The following is a 19,773-nucleotide window of genomic DNA, read 5'->3' as shown; positions in this document are numbered from 1 at the left end:
CGACTTTTTATTTCCCCTCAATACGCAACAGATTTCGATTAAACATACTGATAAGCCACACGAGTCAGGAAGTTTACGTTACCCGCCGTTGCTGTCGCTGGTACAGTAGCTTGAAGCGTTACCTGTGCCAAATTACCTTTAGAGTTAGCCACCGAACCATCATTGGCTACGCCCAAAATCTCCTTAGCATTAGGGTAAGCGTCAAACCCAGCACACCTGTCCATAATGGTTTGAATCAGTCACAATAAATCCATCACACATACGAAAGGATGGATTGTGAATGGAGATGAATTTACAGGCGTTATGGGCGGAACGAATTCAGGCTTATCGGGCCAGTGGGCAAACGATGAAAGCTTGGTGCGCGGAGCAGAATCTGACCGTTCATCAATTAAAATACTGGCTCTACAAAGCCCAAAGACAAGATCAGGCCGCTTCCGCCACTACCTTCCGTCCGGTTACGGTTACCCATCAGGCTGCAGCAACCGAATCGCTTCAAATCCAAGTCGGGGTCGCTCGGATCGATGTTCGTTCCGGTTTTGAACCGGGGCTGCTTCGCGACGTGGTTGCGGCTCTTGCCCCGTTATGCTGAGTTTCACTTCAGCATCACCGGTATATCTGGCTTGTGGCGCAACCGACATGCGTAAATCCATTGACGGACTTGCGGCGATCGTGCAGGAGCAATTCGCGCTTAACCCGTTTTCCCCGGCGCTGTTTGTGTTCTGCAATCGCAGGCGGGACAAGCTCAAAATCCTGCACTGGGATCATGCCGGCTTCTGGCTCTACTATCGCAGACTGGAACGTGGTTCGTTTCAGTGGCCCGCAGGCGGCACGACTCCTTTGTGCCTTTCGCAGCGTGAACTGCGCTGGCTGCTGGACGGCCTTTCGCTCACCCAGCGTCAGGCGCATGCCCCTGTTTCGCCGGAAGTAGCGATCTAATAGGATCTAAACTAGGGCATGCAGGATTTGGAGCTGCGCTTGTCGAATCATACCCTCATGAAAAATGAACCGGAATCCCTCACCCTTGAACAACTTCAACAGCAAAATGCCCAGTTGGAACAACAAAATCGCCAGCAGGAACGGGAGCTTGCCGAGCTGTCCGCGAAACTGAAGTGGTATGAAGAACAGTTTCGGCTCGCGCAGCAGAAGCGCTTTGGCGCTTCCAGCGAGAAGACGCATCCGGATCAACTGGAGCTGAATCTGTTTAACGAAGCGGAAGTAACGGCTTTGCCAGAACCGGAAAAAGAATCGATCACGTATGAGCGCCGTAAAACCAGCGGCAAACGCGAAGCCGATCTATCCAAACTGCCGGTGGAAACCGTCACGTATACCCTTGCGGAACACGAGCAAATCTGCGACTGCTGCGGGGGCTCGCTGCATGAGATGACCACGGAGACCCGCCGTGAAATTGCAGTGATGCCCCCACAGGTCAAGCTCGTAGAGCATGTGCGTCACGTGTATGCCTGCCGTCATTGCGAGCGCCACGAGCTGCAAACGCCGATCCTCACGGCCCCGATGCCTCGGCCCGTCTATCCTGGCAGTCTAGCCTCGCCATCGGCGATGGCGCATATCATGTGCCAAAAATACGTCAATAGTCTGCCACTGTACCGGCAAGAGCAGGATTGGGCCCGTTTGGGGTATCCGCTGTCGAGGCAAACGATGGCGAACTGGATGATCTACGGCGCGGAGCAGTGGCTAAAACCCGTTGTCGCGGAAATGAAACGGTATTTGCTGAAGCAAGAGGTGCTGCACGCGGACGAGACAACGCTGCAGGTGCTGAAGGAGCCTGGGAAAGCGGCGCAGTCGGAGTCGTATATGTGGCTGTACCGCACAGGTCAAGGAGTGGGTCCGGTGGTGCTCTACGACTACCAGCGTACGCGAGGCGGCGAACATCCGAGAGATATGCTGGCGGGGTTCAACGGCTATCTGCATGTGGATGGGTACCCCGGCTACCACAAGGTCAAGGATGTGACACTGGTTGGATGCTGGGCGCATGCGCGTCGCAAATACGATGAAGCCCTGAAAGCGGCGCCGGAGGCCAGAAGCAATCCGCACAGTGTGGCTGCGCAAGGGCTTGCCTGGTGCAACCAGCTATTTGCCATTGAGCGGGAGCTCAAAGAAGCGACGCCTGAGGAACGACGGAAGGCACGTGAGGAGCAAAGCCGTCCGGTGCTGGATGGTTATTATGCTTGGCTACGTCAGCAGAAACCCCGGACGATGCCGAAGAGCTTGCTGGGTCAGGCGATTGCCTACAGTCTGAACCAGTGGGACAAACTGACGGCTTTCCTGAAAGATGGTCGGCTGGAGATTGACAATAACCACGGGGAGCGTTCGATCAAGCCGTTTGTGATCGGACGAAAAAACTGGCTGTTTGCCTATACACCGAGGGGAGCTGCAGCTAGCGCAGCAATCTACAGCGTAATCGAGACGGCCAAGGAAAATGGGCTGCATCCGTTCCGTTATCTCACGTACCTGTTTGAACAATTGCCGCAACAGGTTAATCTGCAAGAGGCGCAGGTATTAGAGCCCTTCATGCCGTGGTCATCGACATTACCGGACTTCTGTCGTCTAAACTAATCTCATTCATCATACACGGGCCCCAGTCTGTCCGCTAGGTGGGGTCTATTTGACGTTCACCCATATAATAAAAAGGAGCAGGTGGAAACCATCTGGCTCCCGCCCACTCTCTTGGTGTTTGTTACTGGTCGCTTCCTGTGTCAGCAGGGGCGACTTTTTATTTCCCCTCAATACGCAACAGATTTCGATTAAACATACTGATAAGCCACACGAGTCAGGAAGTTTACGTTACCCGCCGTTGCTGTCGCTGGTACAGTAGCTTGAAGCGTTACCTGTGCCAAATTACCTTTAGAGTTAGCCACCGAACCATCATTGGCTACGCCCAAAATCTCCTTAGCATTAGGAGAGAACGTTCCTTGACTATTTGTGGTGTTACCTCCTGCTTGGATGGCTTTTGTGACAATCCCACCGACTTTGGTGAATCCGGTCTCAGCCATACTGTCAACACGTACCTCAATCCACTTGTCTATTACCAATTCTCCTGTGTCACCACCCGCACTGTCTTTCGTAGTAATCGTGCAGTTAGTCATGGTAGACAGGTCGGCTGTTCCGCCCCGGTTATTCCAAATCATCACGCCTAATGGCGGGGAAGTCGAACCTGCATCAATTGTACCGATGTCCCATTTTGGAAGTGGTGTTACGTTGTCAGTCTTGTACCAAGATACCTGTGGTGTTGGCATTTAATTTCCTCCTTTGTTGTGTGCTACATTTTAAACATCGTGACTATGGCTTATTTAGTTGCATTGGAAAAATTCAACTACAAACAGCACGAAGCTTTTTATAAGCTCTCGATGCATGAGATTTATTGATGTTGAGTTCAGAACAAATATCTGCCATATTCATTCCAATACCATCTCGTGAAAATAATAAATGCTCCAGCACTTTCCTTTCTTGGGGCGAAAAAAGCTGCCTATGTTGCGTAAAATCATGACGGAGAAGTGCGATGTCATAGGAATAATCATCAGAAACGGGACTTAATGCCCCCCCCCCCTCTGAAATTTCACCTTTACTGTTGCAACCATTCCAGTCTATGGACATCGTTTTCTGTTCAATCAAGCGACTTGACCTGCGATAGTAATCTGCAACAGTCCGCTTTACAATAACCTGACAGAATGAGAATAGTTTGTTTTCAGGGAGTTCTTCATTTGTGTAATTCGCCACCGATTCCAAGATACGAAGGATAGCGGTTTGCTTCACGTCCTCTTTATCTTGGTGGGCGACTTTGAACAACTCAAAGTCAAAGACAGGCTTAAGGAAGTCAAAGTTTGAAACTACAATCTGCATATTTGTTATCCTCCATTTTCACTGAGTAGATGAATTAAGTATTTGTGATCTTTGTTCTCTCAGAGCCGCAATTTCAGCTTTTATGGCTTCGCGGCGTTCAGGAGGGGTTCTCCCTACCCCAAACTCAAGGGCAAGCTTACAATGCCTTCTAGCGATACATATGAGCCTTTGGATAGCCACTTCATCCAGTTCAACGTTATGAAGTCTACTCATTTCAACTCTCCCGTTGAATTTTGTTTGATTTTCAAACCATTTAACGGACTGTGTAAGCGACCAATGTGAAGAATATCTTCCTGCTCCAGTCCTCTTAAGTATTTAGAAGTGATCTGCGTGTCAAAATGACCCATCAGACGACTCAGGCTATAAACATCTATGCCGTTTCTTAATTGCTTCTGAGCAAAATAGTGGCGGCAATCATGGGGAGAGCATCTGACTTCTTTCCTAACCCCCGCATTTATGCAATGTTCTTTCAGAATTTTATTTATGCGGGAGCGGGAGAGCTTAACTGCCGACTGATCTAGGAAGTAGTAATCCTCAATTTCATCCTGCTCTTTTTTTCTGAAACGCTCCTGCTTTAGTTCTTCATACTTTCTCATGTACTTCCGCATGACGTTGCTGATGTAAACCAATCTCTGCTTTGAACCCTTGCCGTGAATAAGAATGTGCCTTCTGGCTACATCATCATTTTTGATATTACACAACTCAGATACCCGAACTCCTGTATCGAATAGCATAATAAGTATCAACTTGTCTCTGACGTTAGAATAGGTTTCTTCTTTGATGTCATTGATAATCCGCGACACTTCATCATCATTGAAGGTGACAATGACTGTCTTGGCTTCCTTGAGATTTTTAATTCGCCGCATCGGATTGTTCTGTTCATCAATAAAATCGTCATCTACTAACTCAACTTTCGCAGAGCGAAAACTAGCCTTATTACATGGTGTTACTGGGTAGAATGTCGATTCAATATGGAAGTTGTAAAAATAGAAAAACACCGCTTCGTTTGGTAAAGTGAGAGTGTCCTAAGCAATCACTACCACGCAGAAGAGGTGTCCTCTACATGATAGAACAAAACGTACAGCAGAATCAACTTCCAAATGAAATTAAACCAGCCTTTAAAGAACTAAAAGTACTGCAACACCTAAGAACAGCGGGCTTTAAAAAGAAATTCGGTTATACCTGTTCGTTTTTATTCCAGCTTGTCTTTGTCCTTTTGTTCCACCACAAGAACTGGTTTCGTCTACTGGAAAGCGAGAAAGGTGCATCCTTTCCTGGCAAAGATGCGGTCTATCGCTTCCTGAATCACAGCGGCTATGCATGGCGGCGGTTTCTGTCGTTGCTCAGTTCCTCTACAATTGAGAAAATTCAACCGCTAACGGGAGAAGATCGCGTATCCGTATTTGTAGTTGACGACTCCATGTTCGAGCGCAATCGCAGCAAAGCGGTTGAACTGCTTTCCCGATTTAAAGACCATGCAACGGGGTGCTACTATAAGGGATTTCGTATGCTTACTCTAGGTTGGTCAGATGGCCATACGTTCATTCCGGTGGACTTCTCCTTGCTTGCTTCGATGAAGTCTCAAGTGAACGGCATCATGCAAGAGATTGATAAGCGTACGTCCGGCTACAAGCGGCGAGTTGAAGCTTTGCTTCCTGCTCCTGAAGTCATTCCGGCGATGATTGATCGGGCGCTTTCAGCGGGTGTGCAGGCTTCATACGTCCTCATGGATAGTTGGTTCACTCATGCCCCATTGATCCAATCGATACTTGATCGCGGTCTGGATGTGATCGGCATGGTTAAAGATGACAAGAAGCGTTATCTTGTTGGCGGAAGCCGATTAACTTTGCAAGAGCTTTACTTTAGAGCAACCCCTGTCCAAGGAAAAAACAAGGGAATCTTACGTTCCATCCGTACCGAGTTATCCCCAGGGATTCCGGTTATGATGGTATTTGTCCGCCACCGCTCGAAGAAGAAGGAATGGCTTGCGATTCTATGCACCGATCTCTCGATCCCCGAAGAAGAAATTATCCGGATTTACGGAATTCGTTGGGATATTGAAGTGTTTTTCAAGTGCGCCAAATCCTTGCTGCGTCTACAAAAGGAGTTTCAGGGCCGTTCTTATGACCTGCTGATTAGTCATACGACGATTGTCTTTTCACGTTACATTTTGCTGGCATGGCAACACCGACAAAGCACTGACAACCGCACGCTGGGCGGCTTATTTCATTTGCTGTGCGACGAAGTAAGTCAACTAGATTGGGCAGTCGCCTTAACACAACTTATTGAATTGCTTGAGGATATCGCCAAGAAGGCCAGTAAGAAGATCACAATACTCATCCAGACACAACTCCAGCAATGGATCGCTGGTTTGCCTAATTACATCAAGGCCTACCTGCCGAAATTAAGCTGCGAAAGTTGAGCTACTAAGAATTGAAAAAATATTTTCAGAGTAGCAAGGTTGTTATTTATTGTTCGGTTGATTTCACGCCCTATACGTTGCCGCTCCTGAATGTACTTTCTAATGTGAAGCTGATTTACATCCTCCACTTCAACAATCCCTAACTCTTTCTCCATGAACCTTTCCCAACGGTTCAAGCGGAACATGCACACATCAACATACCGTTTCACACGACCCAAAACTTCTTGATTAAGCTTGAAATCCTGAATCAATTCCCTAATTTTGGTCATAAAAAATACTCCCTTCTATTTGCTAAACAACGCAGATAAAAGAGAGTAATTTTGAACATTCAATAGTTGCAGGTAAATTGGAAATCCCATACTCACCAACGCCAAGAACCCTTATACATCAAGGCTTCTAAGTATCAGCCAATATGAACATTGTCCAACCTATTCCCACTCAATCGTAGCCGGCGGCTTAGAAGTAACGTCATACACAATGCGGTTGACATTCTCTACCTCGTTGACGATCCGTACCGAGATTTTCTCCAGCACATCCCAAGGGATACGTGCCCAGTCGGCGGTCATGCCGTCGATGGAGGTTACGGCGCGGATGCCGACGGTGTAAGAGTAAGTACGCTCGTCACCCATTACGCCTACACTCTTCATGTTAGGCAATGCGGTGAAGTATTGCCAGATTTCGCGGTCAAGACCTGCCTTGGCGATCTCTTCACGCAGGATGTAGTCGGAATCACGAACGATCTTCAGCTTGTCCTCCGTCACTTCACCTAGTACACGAATAGCTAGACCTGGACCAGGGAACGGTTGTCTCCAGACGATTTCCTTCGGCAGGCCGCATTCTTCGCCGACCTTACGGACTTCATCCTTAAACAGAGCCTTCAACGGCTCAACTAGCTCAAATTTCATGTCCTCCGGCAAGCCGCCAACATTGTGGTGAGACTTGATCGTCTGTGCAGTCGCTGTACCACTCTCGATAATATCCGTGTACAGAGTACCTTGCGCCAGGAACTTGAAGTCATCAAATTTGCTGGATTCTTCGTCAAATACGTAAATAAACTCGTTACCGATAATTTTACGCTTCTTCTCAGGATCCTCTACTCCGGCCAGCTTCGACAGGAAGCGTTCGCGGGCATCGATCTTGACAACCTTCATGTCAAACTTGCCGACGAAGGTCTCCATCACGCTCTCAGCTTCACCTTTACGCAGCAAGCCATGGTCGATGAACATACAAGTAAGCTGATCACCGATCGCTTTATGAATCAACATAGCTACGACCGAGGAATCTACCCCGCCGCTCAAAGCACACAATACCTTCTTGTCGCCAACCTGATTGCGGATATCTTGAATAGTATCCTCAATGAAGGTCTCCATGCTCCAGTTGCCTTCACACTTACAGATTTCATACAGGAAGTTCTTGATCATCTCATTCCCGTGCAGAGAGTGACGAACCTCCGGATGGAATTGAACGCCGTACATGCTGCGCTCGTTATTAACGAAGCCGGCGATCGGTGCAGAACCGGTTGAAGCGGCTACTTCGAAGCCTTCAGGCAATTGGGTAACATGGTCACCATGGCTCATCCATACCGTTTGCTTCGTATCCAGACCTTTAACCAGACCTAGTTTGCTGTCAAAATCAACATCAGCTTTACCGTACTCACGCTTCAGAGCGCGCTCTACCTTACCTCCGAGCTGATGCGCCATCAATTGCATACCGTAGCAGATCCCGAAGATCGGTACGCCGATGTCATATATAGCCGGGTCAATATGCGGAGCATCTTCCGCATAAACACTGGATGGGCCACCGGAGAACACGATTCCTTTTGGCGCCAGCTCGCGAATACGCTCCACCGGGGTATTATATGGCAACAATTCGCTGTACACGCCCAAGTCGCGAATCCGTCTAGCGATTAGTTGGTTGTATTGTCCTCCAAAGTCCAGAACAACAATGATTTCATTTGGCTTATTCATACCTGGCCTCCCTCAATTAATGACAATAATTATACGCAACTACGAAAGATGTCGTCAAGGAAGATCATGCGGGAGATAACGGCAACGCAGTGCCAAATGACTGCATCGTCTCAAAAAGTTTACACTCTCTTGTCGTCCCAATCTAATTCCTCCATAGTAGAGGTTTTCCCAGTTAGTGAAAAAATCATCCAATTCCGCTTTATTTTCTCGGCTGACGCCCTGTATCGCTTCAATATATTCCCGCGCGGTCATCCCCCTAGGCTTCGAGCCAAAGCAAGCGTATAAATGGCACCAGACGATATCCGCAGCCGCCAGCAGTTCGCCGGAACCCGGAAATTGACGACGTGACCTGAGCAGAAGCAGCCGCAACCGTATAACATTCTTTTGGAATAGCTCCCGCCTATAGCTCCAAATCATCCACAAAACAGCCGGAAAACTCAGCGCTACGCTCGTCCATACGAGCCAATGGGGCTCAAGTTTTGTCCAAGCGATATCTTTTGCCTCAAGCAGCCCTTGCTTCCATTCGAGAACAACCCTCCCAATCCGCTCTATGAACAGCCTGGACTTACTCTCAGCAGTTGTTCCCAGACTATCCGCGTCACCAAACACTGGCGAACTCTCAAACCCCGGAGTCGGATCAAAGGGCACCCAGCCTATATCGGGAAAATAAACCTCCACCCAAGAATGCGCATCCGCATAGCTAACCGTATATTGTCGATGATCTTCAGCCGAGGGTTTCCCGGGCGCAAAGCCCTTGACCCATCTGGTCGGCACCCCTCCACTGCGCAGCAAGACGGTCATCGCAGTAGAGAAATGATCGCAGTACCCGCTTTTACTTACAAATAGAAAATGATCCACGAAGTCCTGACCAGACGGTGGTAGCCAGGTATCAAGATTATACTTATAGGTATTTTGCAGATAATTCATCACCGCTGTGACCGATTCATATCTGCTATCGCCCTGGCTCACCAGCTTGGTTCCTAGATCCCGTACCCGATCCGGCAGTCCCTGAGGCAGTTGGAGAAACTGCTCACTAATCGATGCAGGAGGATCGCCTGCAGGCGAGCTCCGCAACTGGTCTATAGAATATTGCTGCGGTCTGACGCTGACCCTGTAGCCATATAGATTCTCTTGCCAAGGCAAATCACTGAACATCGCCTCAGCAGAAGCATCGTATATGATACCGCCTTGCTTCTCGCGCAGATTCTCATCGATATACAAATGACCTTCCCCCGCTGGCAGGCCACCCGCAAACAGAGGAACGCTCCTCTTCTCAGGTCTTGCAAATATGACCGTCTGCTCAAAAGCCTGTTCCTCGCCACTAACTTGTCCCCTATGATCTTGATCAGCTGGAGATGAAGAAAATAGGCTATGCGAATCCGTTAAATCGGAACCTGTTAAAATCCTGCGGTCAGAGTCAGGCTCCCTCCAGCCTTGTCCTGTATACACACTCTTGCTCTCTCCGCGCCAGTAAGTTCTGTAAGGCGAAAAGGCTGTGAAGTATTGCTCATGGCGCAAACTAAGCGCTGCCCCCAGCTTCGTATCATCCTGACCGTACCCTGACACTTTATAGGCTCTCGCCTGATGCTCCCCAAGCCGGGCACCGCTCCAGTCCTCCCAGGCGCGAATCACTTCATTCCAGGCGATTTCTCTAACAGGCAGGACAGGAACCGCCTCGACAAGTCTAGCTGCCCCCCATACACTAGCCAGCATAAGAATCACGCCAGCCGCTGGCCAGACCTTCCCCCATCCGCGCGGCGCCCCCTTGTCCTTAGCAGGTGCTGCGCTCTGAATGGACGATCTTGTCGGCTGTGCTGCCATCGGTTCCATAGAATGAGACTCTGCCTCTCCCGCCAGAACCTCCAGTCTTTTTTTGAACAGAATCATCTGCAGGACTAGACCCCAACACAACGTACGGACGATTCCAGCATATATATCCCGCTCCCCGGCCAGTTCCAGCGCCAGCAAATAGACGATTGACGCCGTGAAGAACAGAGTAATACTCTGTCTACCCAGAGCCAATATCTGCACCGAGACAACCAGCAACGACCAGCCGATCAGCAGGAGTAAAGCACGAGACTCTATGCTCAATCCATACAATCTACCCGACTGAATAATTTCCGCGAGATCATGGCCTAGCATTTGGATATAGCTAATGAACCAACTTCCCCCCGTACCGAGCCCATATAGATAATACATGGCACTGCTGACAAGTAGCGGATACAGCCAAATTGTGAACCGTATGCCTAGATTAAGGCAACCGATCAGCAACAGAGCACCTGTAAGCATCATAAAAAGGACGACTCTATTCTGATCATCCCCAATCAATTTCTGCAACGGATGCAGCCATTCAGCGAACAAAGCAAACAGTAACAGCGAGACTACAATTCTATGGATAGCATCCGCTCTGAATGAAGGATGAAATCCCCCTCGGGTTGAGGTCTCTGTACCTAGCGAGGAACCATTTGTCATCCCTTCTAGTCTAGGCGCTGACATGACGAACACCTCCGCGGTCAGTTCTGGCGGATAAATAAGCAGATAGGTCGATATAAGCGACACCCGCTTGCCGCAGACGTACTATCCACGGTTCTATCATCGGCTCGCCAGCCGTTCCAGCCCCAGCCCAGATTTCCAGCTTGCAGCCGGCCTCAGCTAACCGCAGCGCAGCCGAAGCAAATTCTGCCGTCATCCGACCCGTGATCAGCTTATGTACCGCTCCTGCACGAGAGGATAGAGAATTCACGGTGATCGCCAGCTGCGGGGAAGCAGGCTCCAGCTTAATACCGGATAGTAAATCAAGCCCTCGTTTAAGCCCCTCCTGTCCCGACAACGATATGCCTTCCGATCTGCTTCCATATCTGAAATCAAGCGTACCGTCGCTGCCGGATTCTCGATCAGACAATCTGGCAAGCTCCCGCTGCAGCAACATAGCCGCCGCCCCAACAGACCGCTCAAATACGTCACAGGTAGATACTTCTCCCCGCTTGTCCTCCTCTTCAGCAAGATATGCATTGTGCCTTGTGTCCAGCCACAAGCTACAAGCTGCTGTTTCCCTCTCATCCGGAATGCGAGTTAATAGTGTTCCTGTCCTCGCTGCGCCCTTCCAATAGATGCGGCCCAACGGGTCCCCGGGTAAATATTCGCGAATATGCTCCGTGAACGGGCTCACCTTCGTCAGTCGCTGGAGAGATCCTTGGCTGATCTCATCCCCACGAGCTGCCATTTGCTCCTCCTCTGGACAGATTGCCAGATTAGCAGGATGTATGTACATCGTATCTGCCATGGGTACCTGTATCGTCCTTTTAAAATAACCCAAAAAATCGCCATAGCTGATAACTATCGGCTCTCCCCCATAGATTCCACGCTGCGGCCCGGTTATATCATATTTAACTATATAGTCCTTGCGGAACCTGCCTGGCACTAGGCTGCCACCTACGCACTCCTGATCTTGGCTATCGCCTTCAGCCTGAACCGCCAGCTTATCCTGAATAAGCAGCCAGGGCACAGTCAAGCCCCCGGACAGCTTGATACGAAGCGTAACCTTTACAGGTTCTCCTGCCTTCGGCTGGAGAGGCTGCCAGGATCGTTGTACCTGGATGGACCGGGGGCCGAATAACACTATAAATGCCCCCTGGCATATAACTAAGCCTAGCAGCAAGCATAGATATAGTAGAGTTGCCCCGCCCCTCCAAAAATACAGACCCGTCAGCAGCAGCGCCGACATCAGGAGCCAGATCCACTTCAGCCCTCTCATGATGGAACACCTGTCGTACGGTGAAATACGGGAACCTCCATGTTATTCAACAGCTCAGCGATTACCTGACGGCTCTGCAGCCCGGAGATTCTGGCCTCACCAGTCAATATAAGACGATGCGCCAGCACGGGCTCCGCCACCAGCTTGACATCATCGGGCACAGCATAGGACCGCCCCTTGTAGAATGCCAGTGCCTGACTGGCCGCAAGCCATGAGAGCGTACCTCTAGGGCTTATACCAAGCGAGACTTGCGGATGCCGCCGGGAGGCGTCCGCCACATAGACCAGATACCGCTTGATCCTGTCATCGACCAGGACGGTTCTGGCATGGCGCTGGATGGCAGCGATCTCCTCCGGCAGCATGATCGGCTTGATACCTGCGGTAGCCCACGGATCGCTCAGGCGTCCAAGCATTTCAAGCTCTTGCTCCGGCTCTGGATATCCGAGGGACAGTCGCATCAAGAAGCGGTCTAGTTGAGCCTCTGGCAGGCGATATGTTCCTTCGTACTCTAGCGGATTTTGCGTTGCGAATAGTAGAAAAGGCTCCGGCAGCGGCCTTGTAACCCCGTCTACCGTGACCTTTCGCTCCTCCATCGCTTCCAGCAGTGCAGATTGGGTGCGCGGAGCAGCTCGGTTCAATTCATCCGCAAGCACGATATTGGCATAGATCGGCCCGGACCTGAACTCAAAATTTGCAGATTGTGGATGATATACTGTCACTCCGGTGACATCCGCAGGCATCAGATCGGATGTAAACTGAATTCTGCCGAAGGAGCCACCTACACAGGCCGCCAATGTTCTCACCAGCCTCGTCTTTCCAACGCCCGGTACATCCTCTAGCAATACATGTCCACCGCATAGCATCGATACGAGAATAAGTTCGATTTCCGCTCTTTTGCCTACAATTACACGCTCTATCCGGCTTACCAGCCGTTCAAGCAGCTCATGTGCCTGATCATGATTCATCTCTTCCATTCCTCCATTTCCGCGATTGAATCTATCAATCAGTCTCCCCAGAAATTAGCGGAAATAGACATTAGAAGAGCGAATGCTCTGGCAGCCTAATCCTAATTCGCCTTCACTCGCTGCTCGTCTTTAGTAGAGGAAGCCGAGATAATAGGATGGCCTGTAGTCTCAAGAATGGGCCGTAGCGGCACCCATAGAGCGCCATTCTTATGCGTAATCGCAATCGAACGAGTGGATGATGTAGTGCCCCGTTCAGACTCCGACGTTATTGTATTTTGCTGCGTATCTACAATGATCTTGGCATCTCCCCAAGCGATGATGGCGCTGCGATTCGCACGATCCCAGGACACTTGGGCCCCCAGGCGCTCCATCACCGCCCGCAGCGGCACCTGATATTGTCCGTCCTGCCAAACGTATTCACCTGCATCCAGCCTCGTCTGTACTCCACCGGCCTCGACATATAGCGGAAGCCCCGGACCGAATAAGGCGGCGTTCGGCATGATATGGCTCTCGATCCAAGCCCGGGACGGAGCCTTACGCCCTGAATGCTTTATTTTATTGGACAATTGAAATTGTACGGGTTTCTGCTCAACCGACAGCGCGCGGAAGCTATAGCCCTGCTTTTTATAAAATTTGATAACTTCCGGGAGCGCCTTCACCGTCTCCGCATGCCCAGCCCCATCATGCATCAGTACGATGACTTCATTACTTAAATTCTTAGGAGTGCTATTGCGTATAATCTCTGAGGCAGGCACCCCCCTCCGTTTGGAGTCACCGCTATCTATGTTCCAGTCAAATACCTTGTATCCCGCCTGCTGCAACAGATCGAAATAGGTCTGATCAAAATGCCCATAGGTGCCGCCCGGTGCCCGGATCAACTCCGGCCGCGCTCCGGTGATCCCCAGCAGCACTTCCTCCGTATCCTTGATCTGTCCCCAAAATGTGCTGAAGCCCTGATACAGCGCACTATAATCATGATTATAGGTATGGTTGCCGATCACATGACCCGCCTCGACAATCCGGGTGATAACCTCTGGCATTCTTTTCGCATGCTCGCCCAAGACAAAGAAGGTCGCGGGAATATCCTCTTTTTTCAGAATGTCCAATACTTGGTCGGTCAATTTGCTGGGCCCATCATCAAACGTGAGATAGACAATCTTCTCCGCTTGATCAGATTTGGGCATGACAGCCGGAGCACTGGCGGATAGCGCCTGCGCCCTGACCTTCGTTTTATCTGAATCCAGTCCTGAAGGAGCCTGTCCCAAGCTAGCACTGCTGCTCGCCACGCTCGAAGCTTGATCCTGTCCTCGTAGCTGTTCCTCTAGTGTGAATTGTCCCTGCGCCTCTGTCTGCTTCTGATTCCGAGCTTGATCTTCGGTCTGTGCCTTGGCAGCCAGCTTATTCTGTATCTTCACCGCAGCCGTCTTCCCGCTGCGCTCGAAGGGAGTAGCTGAAGCTTCCATAATTCCCGCCTCCCGGGAGACCAACAGCGAACCAAGCGTGAATGCCAGCACCACAAAAACAATCGGAACGAGCACAAGACTGGAAAATAATCTTCTCTTCATTATTTCTACCTCCGCCTATATGAATCATTTAGCATCTGGTAGATTGTATGTGATGAGAGAACAAAATAGACTAGTATGGAATTGTAAACTACGTATCGCTATTGCGAGGAAAAAAGGGGTGCGTGACGGATTTTCACTCAAATAACGATATGGTGTTTCGTTAGAGCTCCGGGTTCCCAAAGACTTGCTCGCGCTTTTTCAAAAGCCTTCAATTATGCAGGAATTTTGCCTACACTCCCGTCCTCGAGAGTAAATTCCTGCGATAATGCAGTTTTTTTCCTAATATCGGCCTGATTTCCAGGTGAAAGTGGGAAAAGCCTGCATATTCGCAGGCTTTATCTAAAAACAGAGGGTTTGGTGCGGTAAAAGATGCATTTTTGCAGGTTTCGAGCTCATGCGAGTGGTTTGCATGGTGTAGGCACATGGATCGGACGTTGCGACAATTGTGCTAAATTCTCCTAATACCCCCAAGGGTGCCAATACTGCCAATGTACCTAGTTCGCCAAATGTCCCCAACACGCCAAGTGCGCTGAATGTTCCTAACTACCCGACGCACCAAACGCGCATCTCCATATGCCCCCAATCTCTGTCAAATGCACCAAACGCCCAGCATGACCAACGCTCCTATCACGTCCAATATGTCCATTACACAAACGCCAGAGCAATCTAGGCCAGCTCCTTTATCGCTTCCAGAATCTCTCCCACATGTCCCTTGACCTTGACTTTGCGCCATTCGCGAACCAGCCGTCCCTCTTCATCGATCAGAAAAGTGGAGCGGACGATGCCCTCGTATTCACGGCCGTACATTTTCTTAAGCTGCCACACCCCGAACAACCGGCTCACCTCATGGTCTTCATCCGACAACAGTAGAAATGGAAGGTTCTGCTTCTCGGCAAACCGGTCATGCGACTTCACCGGATCTCCGCTGATCCCCAGCACGACTGCTCCTTGACCGGTAATAGCACTATGATTGTCACGGAAGTCACAAGCCTCCTGGGTACAGCCCGGAGTCATGTCTTTCGGGTAGAAATAGATGACGACCTTCTGCCCGCGGAATTGGCTTAAGCTCACAGTCTGACCGCCGCTTGCAGGCAGCTGGAAGTCTGGAACAGGTTGTCCCAATTCGATTGTTTGCTGATCCATAATAAAAACCTCCTAAAAGAATACTAATAATCATAAATTGATTGTACATATAAAAGAAATTATAATGTATGAAGTACAGCCATCAAAATGCAATCATCGTTTTTTCTGAAAGGAACGAAGAGTATATGACAAAACGAACTAAGCGGGCTATCTTGTGGTCGCTGCTCGGAGTCCTCGTTGTGATCGTCGCACTCCTGATTTATTATTTCACCGCGATCTATAATCAAGTCGATAATTTCCATAAGGTCGGTGAAGATTCTCCATTCTATCAGGTGAATCCAACGGAAACCACCAAGACCCCAGAGCCCCCGAAATGGGAAGGGACCGACAGGGTCAATATCCTGCTGATGGGCGTAGATGCACGCGGTCTGAAAAAGGGAGAGATCCCTCGGTCCGATACGATGCTCGTCGCCTCACTTGATCCAGTAACCAAACGGGGATACCTATTCTCCATTATGCGTGATACGTACACCCAAATTCCCGAATATGGCATGAATCGGATTAATTCCGCGATTACCCATGGACCGAACACAGCGATGAAGGCCGTCTCAGACCTGCTTGGAATTCCGATACAATATTATGTATATACCGATTTTCAGGGCTTCATTGAGCTTGTAGACGCGATCGGCGGCGTAGATTTCTACGTTGAAAAAGATATGCACTATACAAGTAAAGCCGATAAGCATGAATATGATATCGACTTAAAGAAGGGCCAACAGCATTTGGATGGCAAAACAGCACTGCAGTATGTCCGCTTCCGGCATGATGCTCTCTCTGACTTCAGCCGTACAGAACGTCAACGCAATTTCCTGACAGCGGTCGCCAATAAAATGATCTCGACGACCTCATTGATCAAATTACCTTCCATATTGGAGAAGGTGAACCCATATATCGATACGAACTTGACGATTAATGATATGTGGAAGTTGGCCAATCTCGGTTATTCCAGTAAAATGGTAGCCAGTGAGCAGATTCCGCCAATGAGTCTGTTGATCGAGAAGAATGTCGGCGGCTCCGATGTACTGGGAGTCAGGAATGAAGAAGAGCTGAGAGCTTATGTTCAGGAAGTATTCAATAAAACGGAAGAAGTCTCAGACAACGAACAAAACAGCGGGAATAGCAGCAATTCCACGACAGGTGATGACGGAAGTACATCGAAGATCAAGAATGAAGCTGCCGATACTTCCAGCGGGCCTTGAGCCTGAGGAGATGGTGAAGCCACCGGAACCTAAAGCCTGGAAGCACTATTACCACTGTGAAAGGAAGTTAGCTACATGAACAGGAAACAATCCGAAGTATTATATGAAGAAGCGCTTCAACATATCGTAGGCGGCGTCAACAGTCCTTCCCGCTCGTTCAAGGCGGTTGGGGGCGGGGCGCCCGTCTTTATGAAGAAGGCCCAAGGCGCCTACTTCTGGGATGTAGACGGCAACCGCTTTGTCGACTACCTCGCGGCTTATGGCCCGATTATTACTGGACATGCCCATCCGCATGTCACGAAGGCGATCGCTGAGGCAGCAGCCAATGGAACGCTGTACGGTACGCCTACTGAGCTTGAGATCCAGCTCGCGGTTATGCTGAAGGAAGCGATCCCATCGATGGATAAAGTCCGCTTCGTCAATTCCGGTACGGAAGCCGTTATGACGACGATCCGCGTGGCCCGTGCCTATACTGGCCGCAACAAGATTATTAAGTTCGCTGGCTGCTATCACGGCCATTCCGACCTTGTGCTCGTCGCCGCAGGCTCAGGCCCATCTACGCTCGGTATCCCGGACAGCGCCGGTATCCCGACCAGCATTGCGCATGAAGTCATTACCGTGCCTTTCAATGATCCAACGGGATTGCAGGAGGCTCTGGAGAAATGGGGCGACGACGTAGCCGCTGTCATGATCGAGCCGATCGTCGGCAACTTCGGGATGGTCATGCCGAAGCCGGGCTTCCTGGAGGACGTATGCCGCCTTGCTCGTCAATATGGCGCGCTCGTTATCTACGACGAGGTCATTACGGCTTTCCGTTTCCATTACGGCTCCGCGCAAACCTATGCGGGGCTGGACAACCACGATGCCATCAAACCAGATCTGACCGCACTTGGCAAGATCATCGGCGGCGGCCTGCCAATCGGTGCATATGGCGGCAGCAAGGAGATTATGGAGAAGGTCGCTCCGCTCGGCCCAGCTTACCAAGCCGGAACGATGGCCGGCAACCCGGCTTCCATCTCCGCTGGTATCGCTTGTCTGGAGGTACTGCAAGACTCTAAGGTATACGAGGAGATGAACCGCCTCACTGTGAAATTGACCGCTGGACTGGCGGATTCAGCCAAGCGTCATGGCGTTCCGCTGACGATCAATCAGATTCGCGGCTCCTTCTCGACCCATTTCTGCGATCATCCGGTAACGAACTATGACGAGGCTCAGGACACGGACAGCGAAGCATTCGCCGCCTTCTTCCGCGCGATGCTGAATCGCGGTGTCAACCTGGCTCCATCCAAGTTCGAGGCCTGGTTCCTGACCACCGCTCATACCGAAGCAGACATCGACTTCACACTTGAAGCGGCTGAAGCTTCCTTTAAGGAAATCGCCGGCAAATAAGCACCACAATATCATCTTATTGGACTGATTACACATAGAATCCCCCTGCGGCTCAGGCTATTTGCTTGAGTCCCAGGGGGTATTTTTATGAAGTAATCAGGAATACGATCGGCGGCATAAGAACGGGCGCCCCTATGGGACGCCCTATAGAACCCGCCAGCTATGCAAGGGACTCTAACGAAACGTGGTAATGCTATTCGCCCCAAAAACCGCCTCAGAAAATCGTAACGAAACAGGGTAATGCTATTCAGCAAAAATAGCAGCATAAACCCTGAATTTGGTGCCAATAACGATATGGTGTTTCGTTAGATTTTCTTACCCCCTGTTTTTGAGCAAATAGCGATGTGGTGTTTCGTTAGGATTCCAACCGACTCATTTCTCCTCAAGCTTAGCAAAATAATTCTCCTGCACGTACTGGGCGGCGGTATCGAGCTGCTGCTTCGAATCCATGTCTTGCTTGGAGAACGATTCCTGTACTACGTTGGACATCGTTGCATAGTAATCCTGGGTGCCAAATTGGGCCTCCGGCTTGCCCTCCAGCAATGTGAACAGGTTCGAATCATATTTATACACGTTATCGTACTTGTCATAAACCGCTTGAATCTTGCCGGCGTACTCAGAATCTTCCTTGAAGTATTCCAGTGGAGTCGGAACATAATACTTGCCTTCCGCCTTACGGGCGTTAATCGTATCTTCAACCGCCTTCAACGATCCCTCTGAGAAATAATCGAACGTAATATAGCGGAAGGCCATCTCCTGCTCATCCTTCGTTGCATTCGGGTTAATGACGAGATAGTTACCACCCAGAATCCCGTAATGCTTCCCACCCGCTTCAGCAGCTGGCATCGGATAGACGAGTACATCCCTAGGCTTCATGCCCCCTTCATTCAAAGCCGCTTGCACAACGTCAAAAGCACCTGCGATCACCATCCCCGTCCGTCCTTGCTGGAATGAGCTTACAGCGTCACCCCAACCGAGCGCCCAGTCCTGCGGGATTGCATTCGCTTCCCATTTCAACTTTTTGTAGAAATCGAGAGCTTTGACGCCTGCATCACTATTGAATACAGCTGTGACCTTGCCATCTACGTTGCTCTCAATATCTCCACCGGCCTCAAACAGGAAGTTCGTCCAGTTCCATCCAGCTTCATTTCCTTTGCCCATTGGAGCGATACCCGAGATCCCCTTCTTCGGCTCGGCAACCGCCTTGGCTGTATTGTACATATCATCCCAAGTCCAATCAAGCGACGGAGCGGCAACGCCCTTATCATCGAGAAGCTTCTTGTTCACGACAGTGGAAGTGATATATCCGTTCTGAGTGATCCCGTACACTTTGCCATCTACGATAAACTGCTCCTGTAGAACCGGATTGATCTCATCCTTGTACTCCCAGTTATTCCACAGCTCCGTAATGTCAGCCACCCAGCCGCGCTCGACCAGGAAGTTCGCTTCTGTAGCCCAGGTGTTGTAGAAGGTCGGAGCCTCGTTGGAAGCCATTTTCACGCCGATCTCGT

Annotated in this window: 17 protein-coding genes; 6 read left to right on the top strand and 11 right to left on the bottom strand. The window is 50.1% G+C overall.

Annotated features, from left to right (window positions below):
* Positions 1–280 precede the first annotated feature (280 nt).
* Genes tnpA through tnpC form a run of 3 tightly spaced genes read left to right on the top strand, consistent with a single transcriptional unit; the run spans position 281 to position 2,574 of the window.
* On the top strand, positions 281–589 hold the full coding sequence (tnpA, locus tag BFJ94_RS22970; RefSeq protein ID WP_120461666.1) for an IS66 family insertion sequence element accessory protein TnpA: 309 nt from the start codon (positions 281–283) through the stop codon (positions 587–589).
* A complete protein-coding gene (gene tnpB, locus BFJ94_RS22965) occupies positions 583–936 on the top strand; it encodes an IS66 family insertion sequence element accessory protein TnpB (RefSeq protein ID WP_120461667.1) in 354 nt (117 codons plus the stop codon). Before tnpA ends, tnpB begins: the two co-directional genes overlap by 7 nt.
* A 57-nt stretch (positions 937–993) precedes the next feature.
* Positions 994–2,574 carry an IS66 family transposase gene (gene tnpC, locus BFJ94_RS22960; RefSeq protein WP_120465378.1) on the top strand — a complete coding sequence of 527 codons (1,581 nt, stop codon included), beginning with the start codon at positions 994–996 and terminating at the stop codon, positions 2,572–2,574.
* Positions 2,575–2,762: 188 nt separating this feature from the next.
* Here the strand turns inward: tnpC and BFJ94_RS22955 are convergent, their stop codons facing one another.
* The 3 genes from BFJ94_RS22955 to BFJ94_RS22940 form a co-directional block, all read right to left on the bottom strand.
* Entirely contained in the window at positions 2,763–3,254 is a 492-nt protein-coding gene (locus BFJ94_RS22955) for a hypothetical protein (RefSeq protein WP_120464725.1), read from the bottom strand.
* A gap of 73 nt (positions 3,255–3,327) precedes the next feature.
* A complete protein-coding gene (locus BFJ94_RS22950; RefSeq protein ID WP_120464724.1) occupies positions 3,328–3,858 on the bottom strand; it encodes an RNA polymerase sigma factor in 531 nt (176 codons plus the stop codon).
* A gap of 209 nt (positions 3,859–4,067) precedes the next feature.
* Positions 4,068–4,724 carry a tyrosine-type recombinase/integrase gene (locus tag BFJ94_RS22940; RefSeq protein WP_240431927.1) on the bottom strand — a complete coding sequence of 219 codons (657 nt, stop codon included), beginning with the start codon at positions 4,722–4,724 and terminating at the stop codon, positions 4,068–4,070.
* A gap of 197 nt (positions 4,725–4,921) precedes the next feature.
* Between BFJ94_RS22940 and BFJ94_RS22935 the strand changes: the two genes are divergently transcribed.
* Entirely contained in the window at positions 4,922–6,280 is a 1,359-nt protein-coding gene (locus tag BFJ94_RS22935; protein WP_120460909.1) for an IS4 family transposase, read from the top strand.
* Here BFJ94_RS22935 and BFJ94_RS22930 read toward each other — a convergent pair.
* From BFJ94_RS22930 to bcp, 7 genes are all read right to left on the bottom strand, one after another.
* A complete protein-coding gene (locus tag BFJ94_RS22930; RefSeq protein ID WP_120464722.1) occupies positions 6,250–6,549 on the bottom strand; it encodes a site-specific integrase in 300 nt (99 codons plus the stop codon). The two genes, BFJ94_RS22935 and BFJ94_RS22930, sit on opposite strands and share 31 nt — an antisense overlap.
* A 159-nt stretch (positions 6,550–6,708) precedes the next feature.
* The gene (gene guaA / locus BFJ94_RS22925) at positions 6,709–8,247 is read right to left on the bottom strand and encodes a glutamine-hydrolyzing GMP synthase (RefSeq protein WP_120464721.1); all 1,539 of its coding nucleotides are present in this window, start codon (positions 8,245–8,247) and stop codon (positions 6,709–6,711) included.
* A 54-nt stretch (positions 8,248–8,301) separates the two neighbouring features.
* Positions 8,302–10,743: a transglutaminase-like domain-containing protein gene (locus BFJ94_RS22920; RefSeq protein WP_120464720.1), complete on the bottom strand. Its 2,442-nt coding sequence runs from the start codon at positions 10,741–10,743 to the stop codon at positions 8,302–8,304.
* Positions 10,730–12,001 (bottom strand): DUF58 domain-containing protein, encoded by a 1,272-nt coding sequence (locus BFJ94_RS22915; protein WP_120464719.1) that lies wholly within the window; start codon positions 11,999–12,001, stop codon positions 10,730–10,732. Before BFJ94_RS22915 ends, BFJ94_RS22920 begins: the two co-directional genes overlap by 14 nt.
* Positions 11,998–12,966, bottom strand: a complete 969-nt coding sequence (locus tag BFJ94_RS22910; RefSeq protein ID WP_120464718.1) for an AAA family ATPase — start codon at positions 12,964–12,966, stop codon at positions 11,998–12,000. Before BFJ94_RS22910 ends, BFJ94_RS22915 begins: the two co-directional genes overlap by 4 nt.
* 101 nt (positions 12,967–13,067) lie before the next feature.
* Positions 13,068–14,531, bottom strand: coding sequence for a polysaccharide deacetylase family protein (locus tag BFJ94_RS22905; protein WP_229716995.1), 1,464 nt, complete (start codon positions 14,529–14,531; stop codon positions 13,068–13,070).
* Positions 14,532–15,197: 666 nt separating this feature from the next.
* Positions 15,198–15,674 carry a thioredoxin-dependent thiol peroxidase gene (gene bcp / locus BFJ94_RS22900; protein ID WP_120464717.1) on the bottom strand — a complete coding sequence of 159 codons (477 nt, stop codon included), beginning with the start codon at positions 15,672–15,674 and terminating at the stop codon, positions 15,198–15,200.
* 125 nt (positions 15,675–15,799) lie between these two features.
* On the opposite strand from bcp, the gene BFJ94_RS22895 reads away from it, so the two are divergent.
* Both BFJ94_RS22895 and BFJ94_RS22890 read left to right on the top strand, forming a co-directional pair.
* Positions 15,800–16,873 (top strand): LCP family protein, encoded by a 1,074-nt coding sequence (locus BFJ94_RS22895; protein WP_120464716.1) that lies wholly within the window; start codon positions 15,800–15,802, stop codon positions 16,871–16,873.
* A gap of 75 nt (positions 16,874–16,948) precedes the next feature.
* Positions 16,949–18,262 carry a glutamate-1-semialdehyde 2,1-aminomutase gene (locus BFJ94_RS22890; RefSeq protein ID WP_120464715.1) on the top strand — a complete coding sequence of 438 codons (1,314 nt, stop codon included), beginning with the start codon at positions 16,949–16,951 and terminating at the stop codon, positions 18,260–18,262.
* A gap of 372 nt (positions 18,263–18,634) precedes the next feature.
* Here BFJ94_RS22890 and BFJ94_RS22885 read toward each other — a convergent pair.
* Positions 18,635–19,773, bottom strand: a 1,139-nt coding sequence (locus BFJ94_RS22885; RefSeq protein WP_240431926.1) for an ABC transporter substrate-binding protein, incomplete at its 5' end; no start/stop codon positions are given.

It is taken from the genome of Paenibacillus aceti (assembly GCF_003614185.1).
GTDB lineage: Bacteria > Bacillota > Bacilli > Paenibacillales > Paenibacillaceae > Fontibacillus > Fontibacillus aceti.
Note: the sequence above shows the minus strand (reverse complement) of the source record. Positions and strands in the feature narration are given on the sequence as shown.

Excerpts from the sequence above, each read along its gene's own strand:
- BFJ94_RS22905 (WP_229716995.1), bottom strand. The coding sequence starts at position 14,531 with ATGAAGAGAAGATTATTTTCCAGTCTTGTGCTCGTTCCGATTGTTTTT.
- BFJ94_RS22910 (WP_120464718.1), bottom strand. The coding sequence starts at position 12,966 with ATGAATCATGATCAGGCACATGAGCTGCTTGAACGGCTGGTAAGCCGG.
- tnpB (WP_120461667.1), top strand. The coding sequence starts at position 583 with ATGCTGAGTTTCACTTCAGCATCACCGGTATATCTGGCTTGTGGCGCA.
- BFJ94_RS22895 (WP_120464716.1), top strand. The coding sequence starts at position 15,800 with ATGACAAAACGAACTAAGCGGGCTATCTTGTGGTCGCTGCTCGGAGTC.
- BFJ94_RS22930 (WP_120464722.1), bottom strand. The coding sequence starts at position 6,549 with ATGACCAAAATTAGGGAATTGATTCAGGATTTCAAGCTTAATCAAGAA.
- bcp (WP_120464717.1), bottom strand. The coding sequence starts at position 15,674 with ATGGATCAGCAAACAATCGAATTGGGACAACCTGTTCCAGACTTCCAG.
- BFJ94_RS22940 (WP_240431927.1), bottom strand. The coding sequence starts at position 4,724 with ATGCGGCGAATTAAAAATCTCAAGGAAGCCAAGACAGTCATTGTCACC.
- guaA (WP_120464721.1), bottom strand. The coding sequence starts at position 8,247 with ATGAATAAGCCAAATGAAATCATTGTTGTTCTGGACTTTGGAGGACAA.
- BFJ94_RS22955 (WP_120464725.1), bottom strand. The coding sequence starts at position 3,254 with ATGCCAACACCACAGGTATCTTGGTACAAGACTGACAACGTAACACCA.
- tnpA (WP_120461666.1), top strand. The coding sequence starts at position 281 with ATGGAGATGAATTTACAGGCGTTATGGGCGGAACGAATTCAGGCTTAT.
- BFJ94_RS22890 (WP_120464715.1), top strand. The coding sequence starts at position 16,949 with ATGAACAGGAAACAATCCGAAGTATTATATGAAGAAGCGCTTCAACAT.
- BFJ94_RS22915 (WP_120464719.1), bottom strand. The coding sequence starts at position 12,001 with ATGAGAGGGCTGAAGTGGATCTGGCTCCTGATGTCGGCGCTGCTGCTG.
- BFJ94_RS22920 (WP_120464720.1), bottom strand. The coding sequence starts at position 10,743 with ATGTCAGCGCCTAGACTAGAAGGGATGACAAATGGTTCCTCGCTAGGT.
- tnpC (WP_120465378.1), top strand. The coding sequence starts at position 994 with ATGAAAAATGAACCGGAATCCCTCACCCTTGAACAACTTCAACAGCAA.
- BFJ94_RS22935 (WP_120460909.1), top strand. The coding sequence starts at position 4,922 with ATGATAGAACAAAACGTACAGCAGAATCAACTTCCAAATGAAATTAAA.
- BFJ94_RS22950 (WP_120464724.1), bottom strand. The coding sequence starts at position 3,858 with ATGCAGATTGTAGTTTCAAACTTTGACTTCCTTAAGCCTGTCTTTGAC.